Here is a 15022-nt window from a genome sequence, read left to right as displayed (position 1 = left end):
CTTGTAACCGTTACGACCGAGCGAACACCCCCAACCGCGAAACAACGTCTCCGGTAATCACACCTAGTGGTTGCTCAGCGTCCACACGTACGCGGCGATGTCGCGGATCTGGTCGTCCGTCAGATCGTGGCCGCCGCGCGGGCGCATGGGAAAGCGATGCTCCTCGGGATGCTGGAGCTCCTTCTTCGTGATGCCCACGGTCACGATGTGCACGATGGACTCGTAGCTGCCGTCGATGTGGTCGAAGTCCCCGGTGGTGAGGTTGGGGCCGTTGCGTCCATTCACGCCGCCCATGCCGTGGCAGCCGTTGCAGCTCTTGGGCGCGCTGAACATCGAATCGCCGGCGGCGACCATCGCCGCGGTGACGCCCGGCGGGAGCATCCGTCCGGCCGGCATGGCCACCGCGGCGGCAGCGGGGGCGGGGGCGGCAGCCGGCGACGGCGCGGCCGCGGCGGGGGCAGACTGCGCACTGCGGCAGGCGACGACGGCGAACGCGGCGAGAGGGACGAGCGCAGCACGGGTGATGGCGACGAGGCGCATGGCGGGGTTGGCTGGGGTGGAAAGGAAATGGGCAACGCGAAACCGGCCGGCGGACGAGTCCGTCGGCTCGATGCTCAGGGCAGTTCCCGATCGGCGGCCAGCAAGGCGCCGAGCAGTACGTTGGCGCCGTTCACCACCGCTTCGGGAGTGGAGTACTCCCTGGGCGAATGGCTGATTCCGCCGACGCTGGGCACGAAGATCATGCCCATGGGGCCGAGCGTGGCCATGGCCTGCGCGTCGTGCCCGGCGCCGCTGGGCATGGCCCGCCACGACAGGCCGAGCGCATCGGCGGACTGCGCGATCGCCTCGCGCATGCGCGGATCGCTGGGCGCCGGCGCGCCCGTCATGAGATCGGCGAACGCGAACGTGGTGCCGTCGGACTCGCCGATCCGCCGCGCCTCGCCCCGAATGCGCGCGAAGAGCGAATCGATCTTGGCGGTGTCCAGGTCGCGCAGTTCCAGCGAGCAGACCACGAGGCCGGCGATCGCGTTCACCGCGCCCGGGGTGGCCTCGATACGGCCCACCGTGCCCACCTGGTGCCCGGGCACGCTCCGCACCACCCGGTTCACCATCTCGATGAACCGCGCCGCCGACAGCAGCGCGTCGCGGCGCTCGTCCATGGGCGTGGTGCCGCCGTGGTTGGCCGCGCCGGTGATGGTCACGTTCCACTCGCGGAGGCCCACGATCCCCTCCACCACGCCGATGTCGGTGTGGGACTGCTCGAGGATCGCGCCCTGTTCGATGTGCAGCTCGAGATATCCGGCGATGGCTCCCGGCTCGCGTTGGATCTCGTCGAGTCGCGCCGGATCGCCGCCGATGGACGCGATGCCGTCGGCCACGGTCTTGCCGCTGCGCGACACGTTCTGCAGCTCGCGCACCGGCAGTTGCCCGCTCACCGCGCGGCTGCCGAACAGTCCTCCCTCCTCGTTGGACCACACCACGACCTCGATCGGATGCCGCAGGGCGCGCCCCTGCTCGGCGATCACCGCGGCCGTCTCGATCGCCGCGAGGGTGCCGAGCGGACCATCGTAGTTACCGCCGTCGGGCACCGAATCCACGTGCGAGCCGAAGAGGAGCGGCCCGCGCGACGCGTCGGCTCCGGCGCGGCGACCGATGATGTTGCCGGCAAAGTCGACGGACGGCGCGAGGCCGGCCTCGCGCATCCAGTCCATGACCAGAGCGCGCGCCTCGCGGTCCGCGTCGCTGTAGGCCAGGCGCGTGACGCCGCCGGCCGCCGTGCGGCCGCAGTGCGACAGCGCGGCGAGGCGGCCGTGGAGACGCTCGGCGTTGACCGTTGGGGGTATCGGGCTCAGTTGCTGCCGCCCCCGTTCTTGAGCGGCGGCAGCGGCTTGATCCGCTTGCCCCACGTGGGAGAGGGCGGTTCCACGGAATCGCGGTGCACCGGATGCTCGGCCAGCTGCTTGAGGGCCACCTGCACGGCGGTCTCGAGCTGCATGTCGTGGCCGGCGATCATGTCCTTGGGCCAATCCTCCACCTGGACGTCGGGCGAGGTGCCCTCGTTCTCCACGTGCCACTTGTGGTCGGTGCCGAAGAACCCGCCGCGCGGCGCGATGGCCGATCCGCCGTCGATGAAGGGCGGCGTGTCGGCCGTATGCACCAGCCCGCCCCATGTGCGCATGCCGACCAGCGTGCCCACCTTGCGGGCCTTGAACATCCACGGCATGAGGTCGCCGCCCGAGCCGGCCATTTCGTTGATGATCATCACCTTGGGGCCCCAGATCCCCGCCTCGGGGCTGGTGAACGGCATGCGTGTGCCGGCCACGTTGTTGAAGTACCCGTCGAACGCGCGCTGGAGGACGTCGATGATGTAGTCCGCGGCCGATCCGCCGCTGTTGTACCGCTCGTCGATGATCGCGCCTTGCTTGTCCTGCTGCGAGAAGTAGTAGCGGTTGAAGTACGTGTAGCCCGGCTGGGCCGTGCTCGGCAGATACACGTAGGCCAGCTTGCCGTGCGACAGCGAGTCGACGATGCGCCGGTTGTCCTCCACCCAGGCGCGGCTGCGGAGCGGCTCGTCGTTGGCCACCGGGATCACCGTGATGTCGCGCGCGCCCTCGGGACCGGGCTGGGCGCTCACCGACAGCACGGTCTGCTTGTCGGCCGTGCCGTCGAGCAGCCGGTAGATGTTGTCCGTGCCCACCAGGTTCTGGCCGTTCACCGCCAGGACGTAGTCGCCCACGTGCACGTTGAGGCCCGGCTCCGCCAGCGGCGCGCGGAGGTCCGGGTTCCAACTCTCGTTGTCGTAGATCCGCGTGATGCGATAGCGCCCGTTCTCCACCTTGAAGTCGGCGCCCAACACGCCCGTCGTGGTGCGCGGAACCTCCGGCATGTCGCCGCCGCGCACGAACGAATGCCCGATCGCGATCTCGGAGCCCATCATGTCCATGAGGTAGTTGAGATCCGCGCGATGGTTCACATACGGCAGCAGCGCGCCGTACATGAGCTCCATGCGCGGCCAGTCGGCGCCCTGCATGTTGGGCACGTACAGGAAGTCGCGCTGCTGGCGCCAGTCGGCGTGGAAGATCTGCTTGAATTCCGCCTTGGGATCGAGGTACATCCGGAGCGCCACCTTGAGGCGCCCCTGATTGGCCTGCGGCGGCGTGCGATCGGCGTCCACGATGAACAGCGCCGCTGCCGGCGGCTCGGCGCCCGCGCCACGACCGCCGATGCCTCCGCCGGTGCGGTAGAGCAGCTTGTGGCCGTCCTGGCTCACGTCGTAGTCGGCCACGCCCGATACGAACGGCGCCTCGCGGCGATCGCTCAGGCGGTAGCGCATGAGTTCGGGGCCGCCGGTGGCGGCCTCCCCACCGCGTCCCCGCCCGCCGCCGGCCGCGCCGGCCCGGATGTAGTACACCGTGCCCGGGGCGCCGGCCTTGAGATCCGAGTACTGCGCCACCGGGACGTCCGGCACCGAGACGATGCGCCCCTGCAGCCCGTCGAAGTCGATCTGCACGTTCACCGGCGCGCGTGGCGCCGCGCTCGCGCGCTCGGCGTCACCACCCATCTCGCCGGCGCGACCGGCGCCGCCCATTCGGCCGGCCCGGCCGCCGTTCTCCGGCTCCGCCGGCCGCCCCGTCTCGTCGTCGCTGCGCGGCGTGAGCGGCGTGGCGTCCTTCTTGTTCAGGACCGCGAAGTAGAGCCCGAAGTTCTCGATGTGATCGTAGCTCGACATGTCGAGCCACTCCGACTTGAGCCCGAAGTCGGTGGACGCCAGGAACCACAGGTACTTGCCGCTCGCGTCCCAGGCCGGCGACACGGCGTCGGCCAGTCCATCGGTGACCTGCCGGGTCTGTCCGGTCTCCACGTTGTACACGAAGACGGCGTGGAACAGCGAGTTCAGGTGCGCCACGTAGGCCACCCACTTGGCGTCGGGGCTCCACACCGGATTCATGGTGCGCGTGGGCACCATCCACGGATCGTCGCCCACTTCCTTGGCCTGCCCGGTGGCCACGTCCAGCACCCACAGGTGCAGGTTCGTGTCGGTGTACGAGATGTACTTGCCGTCGGGGGACCACTGCGGCGTGAAGTAGTACGTGGGGTGCGGCAGGCTGATGAACCGCGGCGCCTTGAGCCCCTCCTGGTCGCGGATCACCAGCTGGAACTCGCCGGACTGGTCGCTGAAATAGGCGATCGACTTGCCGTCGGGCGACCACACAGGATTCTGCTCGGCGGCTCCGCTGGTGTTCGTGAGGTCGCGCACGTCGCCGTACTCGGCGGGAATCGTGAAGATCTCGCCGCGCGCCTGGACCACGGCGCGTTTGCCCATGGGCGAGATGGCCATGTTGACCACGCGGCCCGAGACATCCACCCAGTGCGGCATCATCCAGGGGAAGTTGCCGGTGGCCGTGATGTCCACGATGTGCTGTTTGCCCGACTTCGGATCGAGTTCATGCACGTAGCCGGCCTGCTCGAACACCACCACGCCGTCGCCCGTGTCGAGCGTCTTGACGTCGAAGTCGGAGAAGTCGGTGACCTGCTTGAGCGCCTTGCTCTCGATGTCGTACGACCAGATGTTGGCCACGCCGTCGCGGTCGGAGATGAAGTACACCGTGTGGCCGATCCACGCCGGCTCCATGTCCTTGGAACCCGTCCAGGGCGGCGACACGAGCTCGAACGTCTTGAGGTTGACGATCCAGATCGGGCGGTTCTGCCCGCCGCGGTAGTTGCGGCGCTCCTCGTCCCACGAGGTGTTCATCCGGTAGGCCACGTACTGGCCGTCGGCCGAGATGTGGCCCTGGTAGGCGCGCGGCATCGGCATCGGCGTGGCCTCGCCGCCGTCCACGGAGACGGTCCAGAACCGCAGCGCCGCGGTGGGGGCCGCGGTAGCCCGCCCCGACGAGAACACGACGCGCTGTCCGTCGGGCGTCCACCCCGTCACGTCGTCGTTGCCCGGATGCCAGGTGAGCCGCTTCGGTTGTCCGCCCGTGGCCGGCACGACGTACACGTCGGCGTTGCCGCCGTAGTTAGCGGTGAACGCGATCCACTTGCCGTCGGGTGAGAAGAACGGATCCGAGGCCTGGCCCTGGAAGGACGTGAGCATGCGCGCGGCGCCGCCGGCGCGGTTCACGACCCAGATGTTCTGGGCATAGGCGAATGCGATCTGCGTGGCGCTCACCGTGGGCGAGCGGAGCATGCGCGTCTGCGCACCGGCGGGCGCGGCGGCGATGCACGCGGCCGCGGCGAGGGAGAAGCGGAATCGGGACATGGGAGGCTGCGGTGAGGGGGTTCGCCGCGCGCGCCGCCGCCCTGTTCGGGCGGGCCCGGCCGCGCGTGGACTGGCTAAGCATTACGCCGGGGCCGCGAATCGGCTAGAGTGGTGGGGCTTCTCCCCCCGCGAGGCTCCGATGGCCATCGAACACATCTCCGACACGGCGCGCTGGGTGGCCGTGTACCGCGCCATGGAGACGGAGCGCCCCGATGCGCTCTTCCGCGATCCGTTCGCGCGCACGCTGGCCGGCACGCGCGGCGACGAGATCGTGGACAGCATGAAGCAGGGCCGCGCGATGGCGTGGGCGATGATCGTCCGCACGGCGGTGTTCGACGAGATCATTCGCGACGCGATCGCGCGCCGCGGCGTGGACACGGTGATCAACCTCGCGGCCGGGCTCGACGCGCGGCCGTGGCGGATGGAGCTGCCGGCCACGCTGCGATGGGTGGACGTGGACCTCCCGGCGATCCTCGACTACAAGACCCACGCCCTGCGCGACGCGACGCCCGTGTGCCGCTACGAAGCCGTGGCCACCGACCTCACGGACGCCGCGGCGCGGCAGGCGTTGTTCGCGCGCATCGGCGCCGCCGCGGAACGCGCGCTCGTCGTGACCGAAGGGCTGCTCATCTACCTCACCGCCGAGCAGGTGGCGGCGCTGGCCCGCGATCTGCATACGCAGCCGAGCTTCCGGTACTGGCTCATCGATCTGGCCAACCCCCGGCTGCTGACGTACATGAACCGCACCTGGGGCAAGGGCGTGCAACAGGGCAACGCGCCGTTCCGTTTTGCGCCCAGTGAAGGAACGGCGTTCTACCGGCCGCTGGGGTGGCGCGAGGAGCAGTTCCGTTCATCCATGGAAGAGGCGCGGCGGCTCCATCGCGAGATGCGGATGATGTGGCTGTGGCGGCTGATCGGACGCCTGTACTCCAAGCGCGTGCAGGAAGAGTTCCGCCGCATGTCGGGCATCGTGCTGCTGGAACGCGAGTAACCGGCCCTGGTCTTGCCGGCCACGGCGACGCCCGGCATGATTGCTCGGCCCGCGTTGCGCGGGCCATGTCGTGCCTCGTACCCGCGTCTCGCGGAGACCCCCATGAGCGCTCCTCGCCCCGTCCTGCTCCCTCGCGCCCGGATGGATGTCGCGCGCGCCACATTCGCCGTGGCCGCGCTGGCCGCGCTTGGCGCCATGCGGCCCGCGGCCCTGGCCGCACAGAAGATCACCGTCGGGCCCAACGTGCAGATCAGCGCCGCGCGCCCCGACGACCCGCACTCCGAGCCGGTGATCGCGGCCGATCCCAGCCATCCGGAGCGATTGATCGCGGCATCGCACATCGCGTGGCACGACACCACGGGCATCAAGTCGATCGCCTACGTGTCGTTCGACACTGGGAGAACGTGGTCGGTATCGCTGGAACGGCGCGACTCGACCTCGGGCGGCGACGCGGCGGTGGCCTACGGACCGGACGGCTCGGCGCTATTCGCGACGCTCGCGCGCTGGGGGCTCTACCGCTCGCGCGACGGCGGCCGCACGTGGGATCCGCCCAGCAAGGCGCCGCCGGCATACGCGTGGGACCGCGAGTATCTCGTCTCCGACTTCACCGGCGGCAAGTACAATGGCCGGGTGTACATGAACTCCACGGTGAGCGTGCCGTGGGCCACCGACTCGAGCGGGCCCGGATTCGGCGGCGCCGAGAAGGACATGGCCGTGGCGCTGTTCACCTCGCGCGACGGCGGCACGACATGGGACAATCCCGTGCTCCGGCTGGTGCCGCCCCCCGAGGGGATCCTCGGCATGTCCAACAGCGTGATCCTCTCCGACGGCACGGTGATGACGCTGTACGGGCACCGGAAGGCGCTGCTGCCAGGCGAGGGGCGCGGAGGCGGCGGGCGCGGCGGACTCGCCGCGCGCACGCCGCTGCCGGCGGCCAACTACTGGCTGGACGTGATCACCTCCACCGACGGCGGCGAGAGCTGGAAGCCGGCCGTGCACATCGGCGACTACTGGATGAACCGGCCGCGGTCGGAGTCGGCGGTGATCCCCGACCTCGCGGTGGACCCGGGCTCGCCGCTGTTCAAGGACCGCCTCTACGTGGTGTGGTCCGATTTCCGCACCGGCCGGCTGCAGGTGATGCTCTCGTATTCGAGCGACATGGGAAAGACCTGGTCGCCCGAGCAGGTCATCAGCGACGATCGCGCGGCCGAAGATCCGCTGGTCAACGGCCCCGACGACGTGACGCCGACCGTGGCCGTGAACAAGGATGGCGTGGTGGCCGTGCAGTGGTACGATCGCCGCGACTTTGCCAACGACATCGGCTGGAACATCCGCATGCGGGTGTCGATGGACGGCGGCGAGACCTGGTCGCCGAGCGAGAAGATCACCGACAAGCCGACGACGTTCGCCGCCGATCAGCTGGACTGGGTGGCGGCGGGGCGTGCCGGCCTGGGCGCCGGAGCCGGGCGTGGGGGACGCGGGGACGAGCCGGCGGCGGCGCGCAGCGGCGGGCAGGTGGTGTCGCTGTCGGCCGGCCTCGGGTACGCCGGATTCACCTTCGCGCCGGGGCACAACGGCGCGTTCGTGGCCGACGCGGCGGGCGACTTCCATCCGGCGTGGATCGACTATCGCACCGGGATGGCGCAGCTCTGGACGGCCCGCGTGCACGTGGACGGCACCGTGGCGCGCAACGGCGGCGGCGATCTGGCGGCGTTGTCCGATCTATCAGGGCGCGTCACGCTGCAGTTGCTGCGTACCGACATCGACCGCAAGACCGGCCGAGTGACCTTCCACGTGCGGCTCAAGAATGCCACGCGTACCGACACGATCCGCGGGCCGCTCAAGGCGCGCGTCCTGCAGCTCACGTCGGAGAATGCGCGCACCGTGGACGTGGCCAACTCCGACAACGGCCTCCGCGGCGTGGGGGCGGTGTGGGACCTGACGTCGCTGCTCCCGACCGGCGGGCTGCTGCCGGATTCGCTGTCGGCGCCCAGGGACCTCGTGTTCCAACTCACCGGGATGGCGCCGTTCCGCACCGGCACGGATCTCCACCTCATGTTCGTGAACATGGAGGCGAAGGTCCTGGGGCCGGCGGTGGTCGAGCACGCGGCTGGACGGGGGCGCGGACGCGGAGCGCGCGAATAGCGGGCCACCGCGCTCCGCGTTACCGGATCGGTTCTCCCTTGTGCACCTGCGGCACGCCGTTCTTCATCCAGTCCGGCTCGGGCGCGCCCTTGAGGTAGTGGTCGAAGAACTGCTTCATGCGAATCTGGAAGTCGATCTGGTTCGGCTTCTTGGCCAGGTGGTGCGGCTCGCCGGGGTATGACAGGAAGATCACCTTCTTCCCGTTGCGCCGGGCGGCGTTGTAGAACTCGAGTCCCTGATCCCAGTCCACGGCGTTGTCGGCCGTGCCCTGCAGGATCATGAACGGCGTGGTGATCTTGCGCACGTTGAACAGCGGCGACTGCTCCTCGTACAGCGCCGTGTGATTCCACGGCGTCACGTTCTCGCCCATGCGCACCTGCCCCACCTCGGTGATCCCCTGCTGCACGGTGCCGGTGCCGGGATACAACTCGTCGTAGAAGCTGATGAGGTCGGTGGGGGGCGCGCCGGTCACCACGGCTGCGAAGATGTTGGTCTGCGTGAGGATGTACGACGACTGATAGCCGCCCCAGCTGTGGCCCTGCAGCCCGATATGCTTGGGATCGGCGTAGCCCATGGCGATGACCTGCCTCACCGCGCTCGTCACGCAGTCCACGGCCGACGTGCCCGGGGTGCCGATCTGGTAGACCACGTCGGGCTCGAGCATCAGGTACCCGTTGCTCGCGTACGTGGATACCTGCGGCCGGTCGTCGAACGACGGCATCGAGAACTGATGATGCGTGTTCGACAGGATCTCGTAGAAGTACACGAGCATCGGATACTTCTTGCCCGGCTGGTATCCGGCCGGCAAGGTGAGCGTGGCCTGGAGCTTCTGCCCGCGGCCGTTGGTGTAGTTGATGAGCACCTTGCTTCCCCACGCGTACTCCCCGATGAACGGATCAGCGTCGGTCTCCCGGGTCGGCGACTGGAACGACGTGTTCGCCGCCCAGTAGTCGGGAAACTGGCGGAACGTCTGCTCGGTGAAGATCACGCGGTCGGCGTCCGTGGCCTTCTCGGCCTGGCCGATCATCTTGTCCTCATAGATGAGGGGCTTGGGCGCCTGGCCCGGATCGAGCGTCCAGTAGCCGCTCTTCTTGGTCCATTCGCCGTACGCCGAGAGGAGCACCGGCTTGGTGAGATCGATGCCATGATCCTCGACGTCGGGCGCGGGCGCGCCGAATCCGCCCCGTCCTCCGCGGCCCCCGCGGCCGCCGGCGCCCAGGTCGAGCCGCACGACGCGGAACTGGATCTGCTGCGCCTTGCCCACGCCGCGCGTGAGATTCACGGGCTTCCCGCCCGAGAGCGACAGCTGCCACACGTCGTATTTATCGTAGACGAGCACCGACTTCCCGTCCCGGGACCACCCGGCCAGCCCCCAGATGGGCAGTTCGTACGGGTGATCGTCGTCGGTGTTGACGAAGTTCATCCCCCCGTCCACCGGCGCGCTCCTCCCCGTCCCGGCGTCGTACGCGTAGATGTGCTTGTTCTGGAGATACAGGAACCACTTGCTGTCGGGCGACGTGCCCATCGTGCGCCACAGTTTCCTGGCGATCAGCGACGGCGCGCCCGTGCCGGTGTTCACGCGGTAATAATCGGCGTGCCCCCCGCCCCAGGCCACCTCGCCGCGGTACGTGGTGTCGTTGCGCCCCACGCCCCACGCCCCATCGTCCACCAACTGCACGGTGGGCATCGCGCTGTCGGCGAGCTGCACGAACCGGTCCGGCCCCACGAGGACGGCCGACGCGAACGTCTGCCGCAGTTCCTGCTGCAGCCGCACCATCTGCACCGACTGCACCTCGGCATCGTTCCAGTGCCACACGTCCACGTTGGCCTGCGGGTCCTCGCTCTTGGGCGGTTCCTTCTCCTGCTCCTTGATGCCCACGAACACGCGCGACCCGTCGGCGCTCCAATGCGGCGCGGCGAATTCGCTGAGCACGAATCCGTTGGGGAAGTCGGACGCCGTGGCGGGATCGTAGATCGTCGCCTTCGCGCCCGGCTCGCCGACGCCGGTCCAGGCGAGGAGCACATTGGCGCGCTGCTTCTCCCCCTTCGCCTTGTTGCCGCGGAGCACGGCCAGATTCTCGCCGTGCGCGCTCCATCCGATCTGATCGTACGTGGCGGCCGTCGCGTCGAGCGCGCGCGTGGCGCCGCTGGCCAGATCCACGAGGTAGATGCCATTGCCCATCTTCTCCACCGCGTCCACGGTGTACGCGAGCAGGGTGCCGGCGTCGTTGAAGGCGTACTGGCTCACGTTGCCAATGTTGCGCGTGGCGTCGGGCCCCAGGACGCGCAGCAGCAGATCCGAGCCCGTGTGCGTGGTGTCGGTGCGCGAGTCGCGGTTGATGTGGACGGCGAGGAACCGCGAGCCCTTGGCGAACTTGAAGTCCTCGGCGTTGGGCGCCGACCACTTGGCACCGGTGGACAGATCGAGCAGTTCGAAACCGCGGGCCGGCGCGGCCGCCGCACCGCGTCCGCCGCGTCCGTTCGGCGGCGTCTCGCCCCGTCCGGCGCCGCCGCCCCGCCCGGTGCGTGCCGGCGGGCTCACGTAGTAGCCCACCCAGCGCGAGTCATCGGAGAACGACGGCGCGGCGCCCCGCACGATCGTGTAGAGCTTGGCGTCGTTCAGGTTCTTGACGAACAGCGTGTCGTCGCCGTCGTTGGGATGGTACACGTACGTCATCCACACCCCGTCGGGCGAGAGGCCGGCGGCGGTGATGCGCTTCCATCGGCCGTAGTCGCCGACGTTGAGGGTCTTGAGCGCGGACGCGGTGTCTCGAGCGGCCGGCGTCTGGGCGCGCGCACGCGGCGCGACGGCGAACGCCAGCGAGAGCACGAGCGCCGCGACGGGCGCCTGGAGACGGGGTTGACGACGCATGGGAGGGTCCGGGGAGGAGCGGTGTGATGGCCGACGGTCGAGCCATCATCATGCAGGGCGGTACAGCGCCCGACAAGACGCGCCGGTGCGCGCTGCGGCGGCCTGGTCTATACTCAAGGCGCATGCATGAGGAGCTGACAACCCCTACCCCGAGCGCCGCGCCGCGCCGGACCTCCACGGCCTCGCTGTGGACGCGCGGCCTGCTGCTGGCGCTCCTCTGCGTGGCCCTGGCGTTCGCGGCGGCCTCCGACACCGTGCACGCCGAGCTCGTGCGCCTGCTGGCCCATGTACAGACCATCATCCTCAACCATCCGGTGGGCGGCGCCACGCTGTTCTTCGTGCTCGCCGCCCTGTCGGCCATGCTGGCCTTCTTCTCCAGCGCGGTGATCGTGCCGGTGGGCGTGTACGCATGGGGCAAATTCGGCTGCCTGCTGCTCCTGTGGGGCGGTTGGCTCGTGGGCGGACTGTGCGCGTACGCCATCGGGCGGGTGCTCGGCCGTCCCGTGGTCGCGGCGCTCACGTCGGCCGGGACGTTGGAACGCTACCAGCAGCGCATCTCGCGCAACGCGCCATTCGGGCTCGTGCTGCTGTTCCAACTCGCCATGCCGTCGGAGGTGCCGGGCTACCTGCTGGGGCTGGCGCGCTACAGCGCCGCCAAGTACGCGGCGGCGCTGGCCATCGCCGAACTGCCGTTCGCCGTGGGGACCATCTATCTCGGCGCCAGCTTCTTGAACCGGCAGATTCCGCTGATGCTCGGCCTGGGCGCGCTCGGCATCGGGTTCAGCGCGTGGGCCATGACCCGCCTGCATCGCCGGCTGCAGGACTGAGCCGCCGCGCGAGACCCGGGGGTCCGGGGAGCGTCAGCCGCGGCGGGTCAGGAAGTGCACGCTCCCCTTTCCGGAACGCTTGACCGCGTACATCAGATTGTCGGCCGACTTGATGATGTCGGCCACCGAGTCGGGCGGGGTGGCGAACGTCACCACGCCCACGCTGAACGTCACCGGCCAGCTCCATTGCCGCATCTGGGCGCTGAGCGCGTCGTGGACCTTGGTCATCACGGCACGCGCCGCTTCATCGGACGTCTCCGGCAGCAGGAGCACGAATTCGTCGCCGCCCATCCGCCCCACGAGATCGGTGCGGCGCAGCGCGTCCCGGAGATGCTGGCCCACCGCCTGCAGCACCTGATCGCCGGCGGCGTGCCCGAACCGGTCGTTCATCTCCTTGAAGTTGTCCACGTCGAGGTAGGCCACCGTGAACGTGCGCGCGTAGCGACGCGACCGCGCCAGCTCGGCGTCCGCCAACTCGAGGAAGTGCCGCGCGTTGAGGACCCCCGTCAGGTGGTCGATCCGCGCGAACCGTTGCTCTCGCTCGTGCGCGGCCCGCAGCGCCCCCAGCAGCGACGCCACGGTGACGAAGAATCCGAGGCGGATGAGCATGTTCCAGACGGGGATCACCGCATTGGTGTACCGCGCCCCGCTGGCCACATCGGCCCCCAGCCACACGATGGCGCTCAACCCCGAGATGGACAGCGCCAGATGCCGGGTGGAATACCAGCCCACCAGGAACACCGGAATCAGGTAGAACAGCGAGAAGCTGATCTCGTATCCGGTGAAGTAGTCGACCACGCCGAGCCCGGCCACGAGGACGGTGCCGCTCACCGCCCAGAACGCCGGACTGCGCTGCTCCAACTCGACGGGGAATCGCATGGGTCAGTTGGCCAACGTCACGGCCAGCCAGTCCCACGGCAGCACCGAACGCAGGCCCCGCGGCGGCGACAACCGCTCCGTCTTCCACGCATAGTTCACGCGCAGCAACTCCACCAGCCGGAATCCGGAGCGCGAGAGCGTGGCCGTCAGCTCGTCGCCCGTGAAATGTTTGGTCGGCACGCCCTCGATGCTCACCACCCCCGCTTCGGGCGCGCGCATCGCCGGCGTGAAGTCGTACGACGACCGCTGCCGCGGCGCCGTCTCGCGCCGCATGTATTCGCAGTACGCCGCCGACTCCAGCGACGGCACCACGAAAAGCATCGTGGCGTGCTGCCTGGCCACGCGGCCGATGGACCGCAGGAGCCGCTCCCGCACGGCGCGCCGGGGATGGATCACGACATTGGCGGCGATCACGCAGCCGAACCGGTGCTCCAGACGGGCGAGCGCTCGCGGCGTGTTGCCCTCGATCGTCACGTTGGCCAGCGCGGCGGTGCGTTCCCGGGCCCGGGCCACGCACCGCGCCGACCAGTCGATGGCGTGCACGCGCTTGAAGGTGCGGGCGAGGAACGGGAGATACCCGCCCACGCCGCATCCGAAGTCCAGCACCTCGGCGTGGCGCGCCGCGGCACGGCGCAGCGCCCCCCGGATGCCCCCCGTGCGATCCTCGCTCAGGCTGTCGAAGATCTCGGCCTCCCAACGATCCGCCTGACGGTCCCAGTAGTCGCGGTTCATCGCGCGCGCACGACCTTGCCGCGCTGGATCACCACGCGCACGGCGCGGGTGTTGCGGATGTCGGCCGTGGGATCGGCGCCGAGCAACACCAGGTCGGCCGCCTTGCCGGCCACGAGCGTGCCCAGCGTGCGGTCCACGCCGATCGCCCAGGCGCCGTTCTCCGTGGCCGCCGTGATCGCCTGCAGCGGCGTCAGCCCCGCCCGGGTCACGAGCAGTTCCAGCTCGCGGTGCAGCGTCGGCAGCGAATCGCGCTTGGCGTCGAACATCCCATCGGTGCCGGCCACGATCCGCACGCCCAGCTCGGCGGCGCGGCGCGTGACCGCGTACATCCACGGCGAGCGCACGCGGCTCACCGAATCGCGCGGCAATTCCTCGGCGAACACCCACAGCGTGGGATTGAGCGCCACGCCGCGGTCGCGCATGGACCGGAGCAGCTGTTCGATGACCGGCGCGTCGGCCGGCACGTGCAGGAAGTCGCCCTTGGCGCGGTCGGGAAAGTCCGCGGACCGTGGACTACCCTGCCACACCAGATACGGCGTGTGGGCGAGCATATCCGCGCCCGCCGCCACCAGATCGCCGGGCCGCGCGGGAAAGGTCGTGGCGTGCGCGATCACGCGCAGGCCCTGGCGGTGCGCTTCGGCGGTGGCCCGCGTGACGGCCACGGAATCGAGCGCCGCGTAGAGCTTGATCCCCACCGCGCCCGTGCCGCGCGCCAGCGCCACGGCGCGCGCGAAATCGGTGCTGTCGGTCACCGCCTGCATCCACGGCGCCGTGCCGGCCGCGAAGCCGCGCGACGCGTCGAGGGTGCGGGGATCGGTGAAGAACGCCGGCCCGCCGAACAGCGCCACGTAATAGATGCGCGGCCCCTCGATCTGGCCGGCCAACTCGGCGCGCTGCAGATCGCCGGTGGCGCGCGCGTCGCCGGCCAGATCGAACACCGTAGTCACGCCACCCATCAGCGCGTGCCGCAGATCGTCGGCGCGCTCGCTCCACGGCGCCGTGCCCAGGTGCACGTGCGCGTCGATGAGTCCGGGAATCGCGAACAGGCCGCGGCCGTCGATCACCGAATCGGGCGGCGCGCCGCCCACGTCGCCCGTCGCCGCCACCTGCGCGATGCGTCCGCCGCGCAGCACGAGGTCCATGTGCGGACGCGGTGCGGCGCCCGTGCCGTCGATGAGCGTGACGTCGCGCACGAGGATCGGAACGTCGGCGGCAGCCCCGCCCCCCTGGCCGGCGGCCGGCGCGGGGAGCGCGGCAAGCGCGGCCAGGAGCGCGATCAGAGCGCGTGCGGCAGCAGTCTTTCCCATGGGCCA

The 15022-nt window shown here is 69.9% G+C and carries 10 protein-coding genes; 3 read left to right on the top strand and 7 right to left on the bottom strand.

What is annotated here, in order from left to right; genetic code table 11:
* Positions 1–63 precede the first annotated feature (63 nt).
* From VNE60_05765 to VNE60_05755, 3 genes are all read right to left on the bottom strand, one after another.
* Positions 64–540, bottom strand: a complete 477-nt coding sequence (locus VNE60_05765; GenBank protein ID HVB31017.1) for a c-type cytochrome — start codon at positions 538–540, stop codon at positions 64–66.
* Positions 541–614: 74 nt separating this feature from the next.
* A complete protein-coding gene (locus VNE60_05760; protein HVB31016.1) occupies positions 615–1907 on the bottom strand; it encodes a Zn-dependent hydrolase in 1293 nt (430 codons plus the stop codon).
* The gene (locus VNE60_05755; GenBank protein HVB31015.1) at positions 1850–5263 is read right to left on the bottom strand and encodes a PDZ domain-containing protein; all 3414 of its coding nucleotides are present in this window, start codon (positions 5261–5263) and stop codon (positions 1850–1852) included. Before VNE60_05755 ends, VNE60_05760 begins: the two co-directional genes overlap by 58 nt.
* A gap of 139 nt (positions 5264–5402) precedes the next feature.
* On the opposite strand from VNE60_05755, the gene VNE60_05750 reads away from it, so the two are divergent.
* Together VNE60_05750 and VNE60_05745 are read left to right on the top strand one after the other, a co-directional pair.
* On the top strand, positions 5403–6254 hold the full coding sequence (locus VNE60_05750) for a class I SAM-dependent methyltransferase (protein ID HVB31014.1): 852 nt from the start codon (positions 5403–5405) through the stop codon (positions 6252–6254).
* Positions 6255–6356: 102 nt separating this feature from the next.
* The gene (locus VNE60_05745) at positions 6357–8399 is read left to right on the top strand and encodes a sialidase family protein (GenBank protein HVB31013.1); all 2043 of its coding nucleotides are present in this window, start codon (positions 6357–6359) and stop codon (positions 8397–8399) included.
* A 19-nt stretch (positions 8400–8418) separates the two neighbouring features.
* Here the strand turns inward: VNE60_05745 and VNE60_05740 are convergent, their stop codons facing one another.
* Positions 8419–11271: a prolyl oligopeptidase family serine peptidase gene (locus VNE60_05740; GenBank protein HVB31012.1), complete on the bottom strand. Its 2853-nt coding sequence runs from the start codon at positions 11269–11271 to the stop codon at positions 8419–8421.
* Positions 11272–11393: 122 nt separating this feature from the next.
* Between VNE60_05740 and VNE60_05735 the strand changes: the two genes are divergently transcribed.
* Positions 11394–12098, top strand: coding sequence for a VTT domain-containing protein (locus tag VNE60_05735; protein ID HVB31011.1), 705 nt, complete (start codon positions 11394–11396; stop codon positions 12096–12098).
* A gap of 33 nt (positions 12099–12131) precedes the next feature.
* Here the strand turns inward: VNE60_05735 and VNE60_05730 are convergent, their stop codons facing one another.
* From VNE60_05730 to VNE60_05720, 3 genes are read right to left on the bottom strand one after another with little or no spacing between them, the layout of a single operon-like run.
* Positions 12132–12977, bottom strand: a complete 846-nt coding sequence (locus VNE60_05730; protein HVB31010.1) for a GGDEF domain-containing protein — start codon at positions 12975–12977, stop codon at positions 12132–12134.
* 3 nt (positions 12978–12980) lie between these two features.
* Positions 12981–13709 (bottom strand): class I SAM-dependent methyltransferase, encoded by a 729-nt coding sequence (locus tag VNE60_05725; GenBank protein ID HVB31009.1) that lies wholly within the window; start codon positions 13707–13709, stop codon positions 12981–12983.
* Positions 13706–15016 carry an amidohydrolase family protein gene (locus VNE60_05720; protein ID HVB31008.1) on the bottom strand — a complete coding sequence of 437 codons (1311 nt, stop codon included), beginning with the start codon at positions 15014–15016 and terminating at the stop codon, positions 13706–13708. Before VNE60_05720 ends, VNE60_05725 begins: the two co-directional genes overlap by 4 nt.
* Between the last annotated feature and the right edge of the window lie 6 nt (positions 15017–15022).

Source organism: Gemmatimonadaceae bacterium, from assembly GCA_035533755.1.
GTDB lineage: Bacteria > Gemmatimonadota > Gemmatimonadetes > Gemmatimonadales > Gemmatimonadaceae > JAGWRI01.
This window is presented reverse-complemented; position numbering and strand designations above follow the sequence as displayed.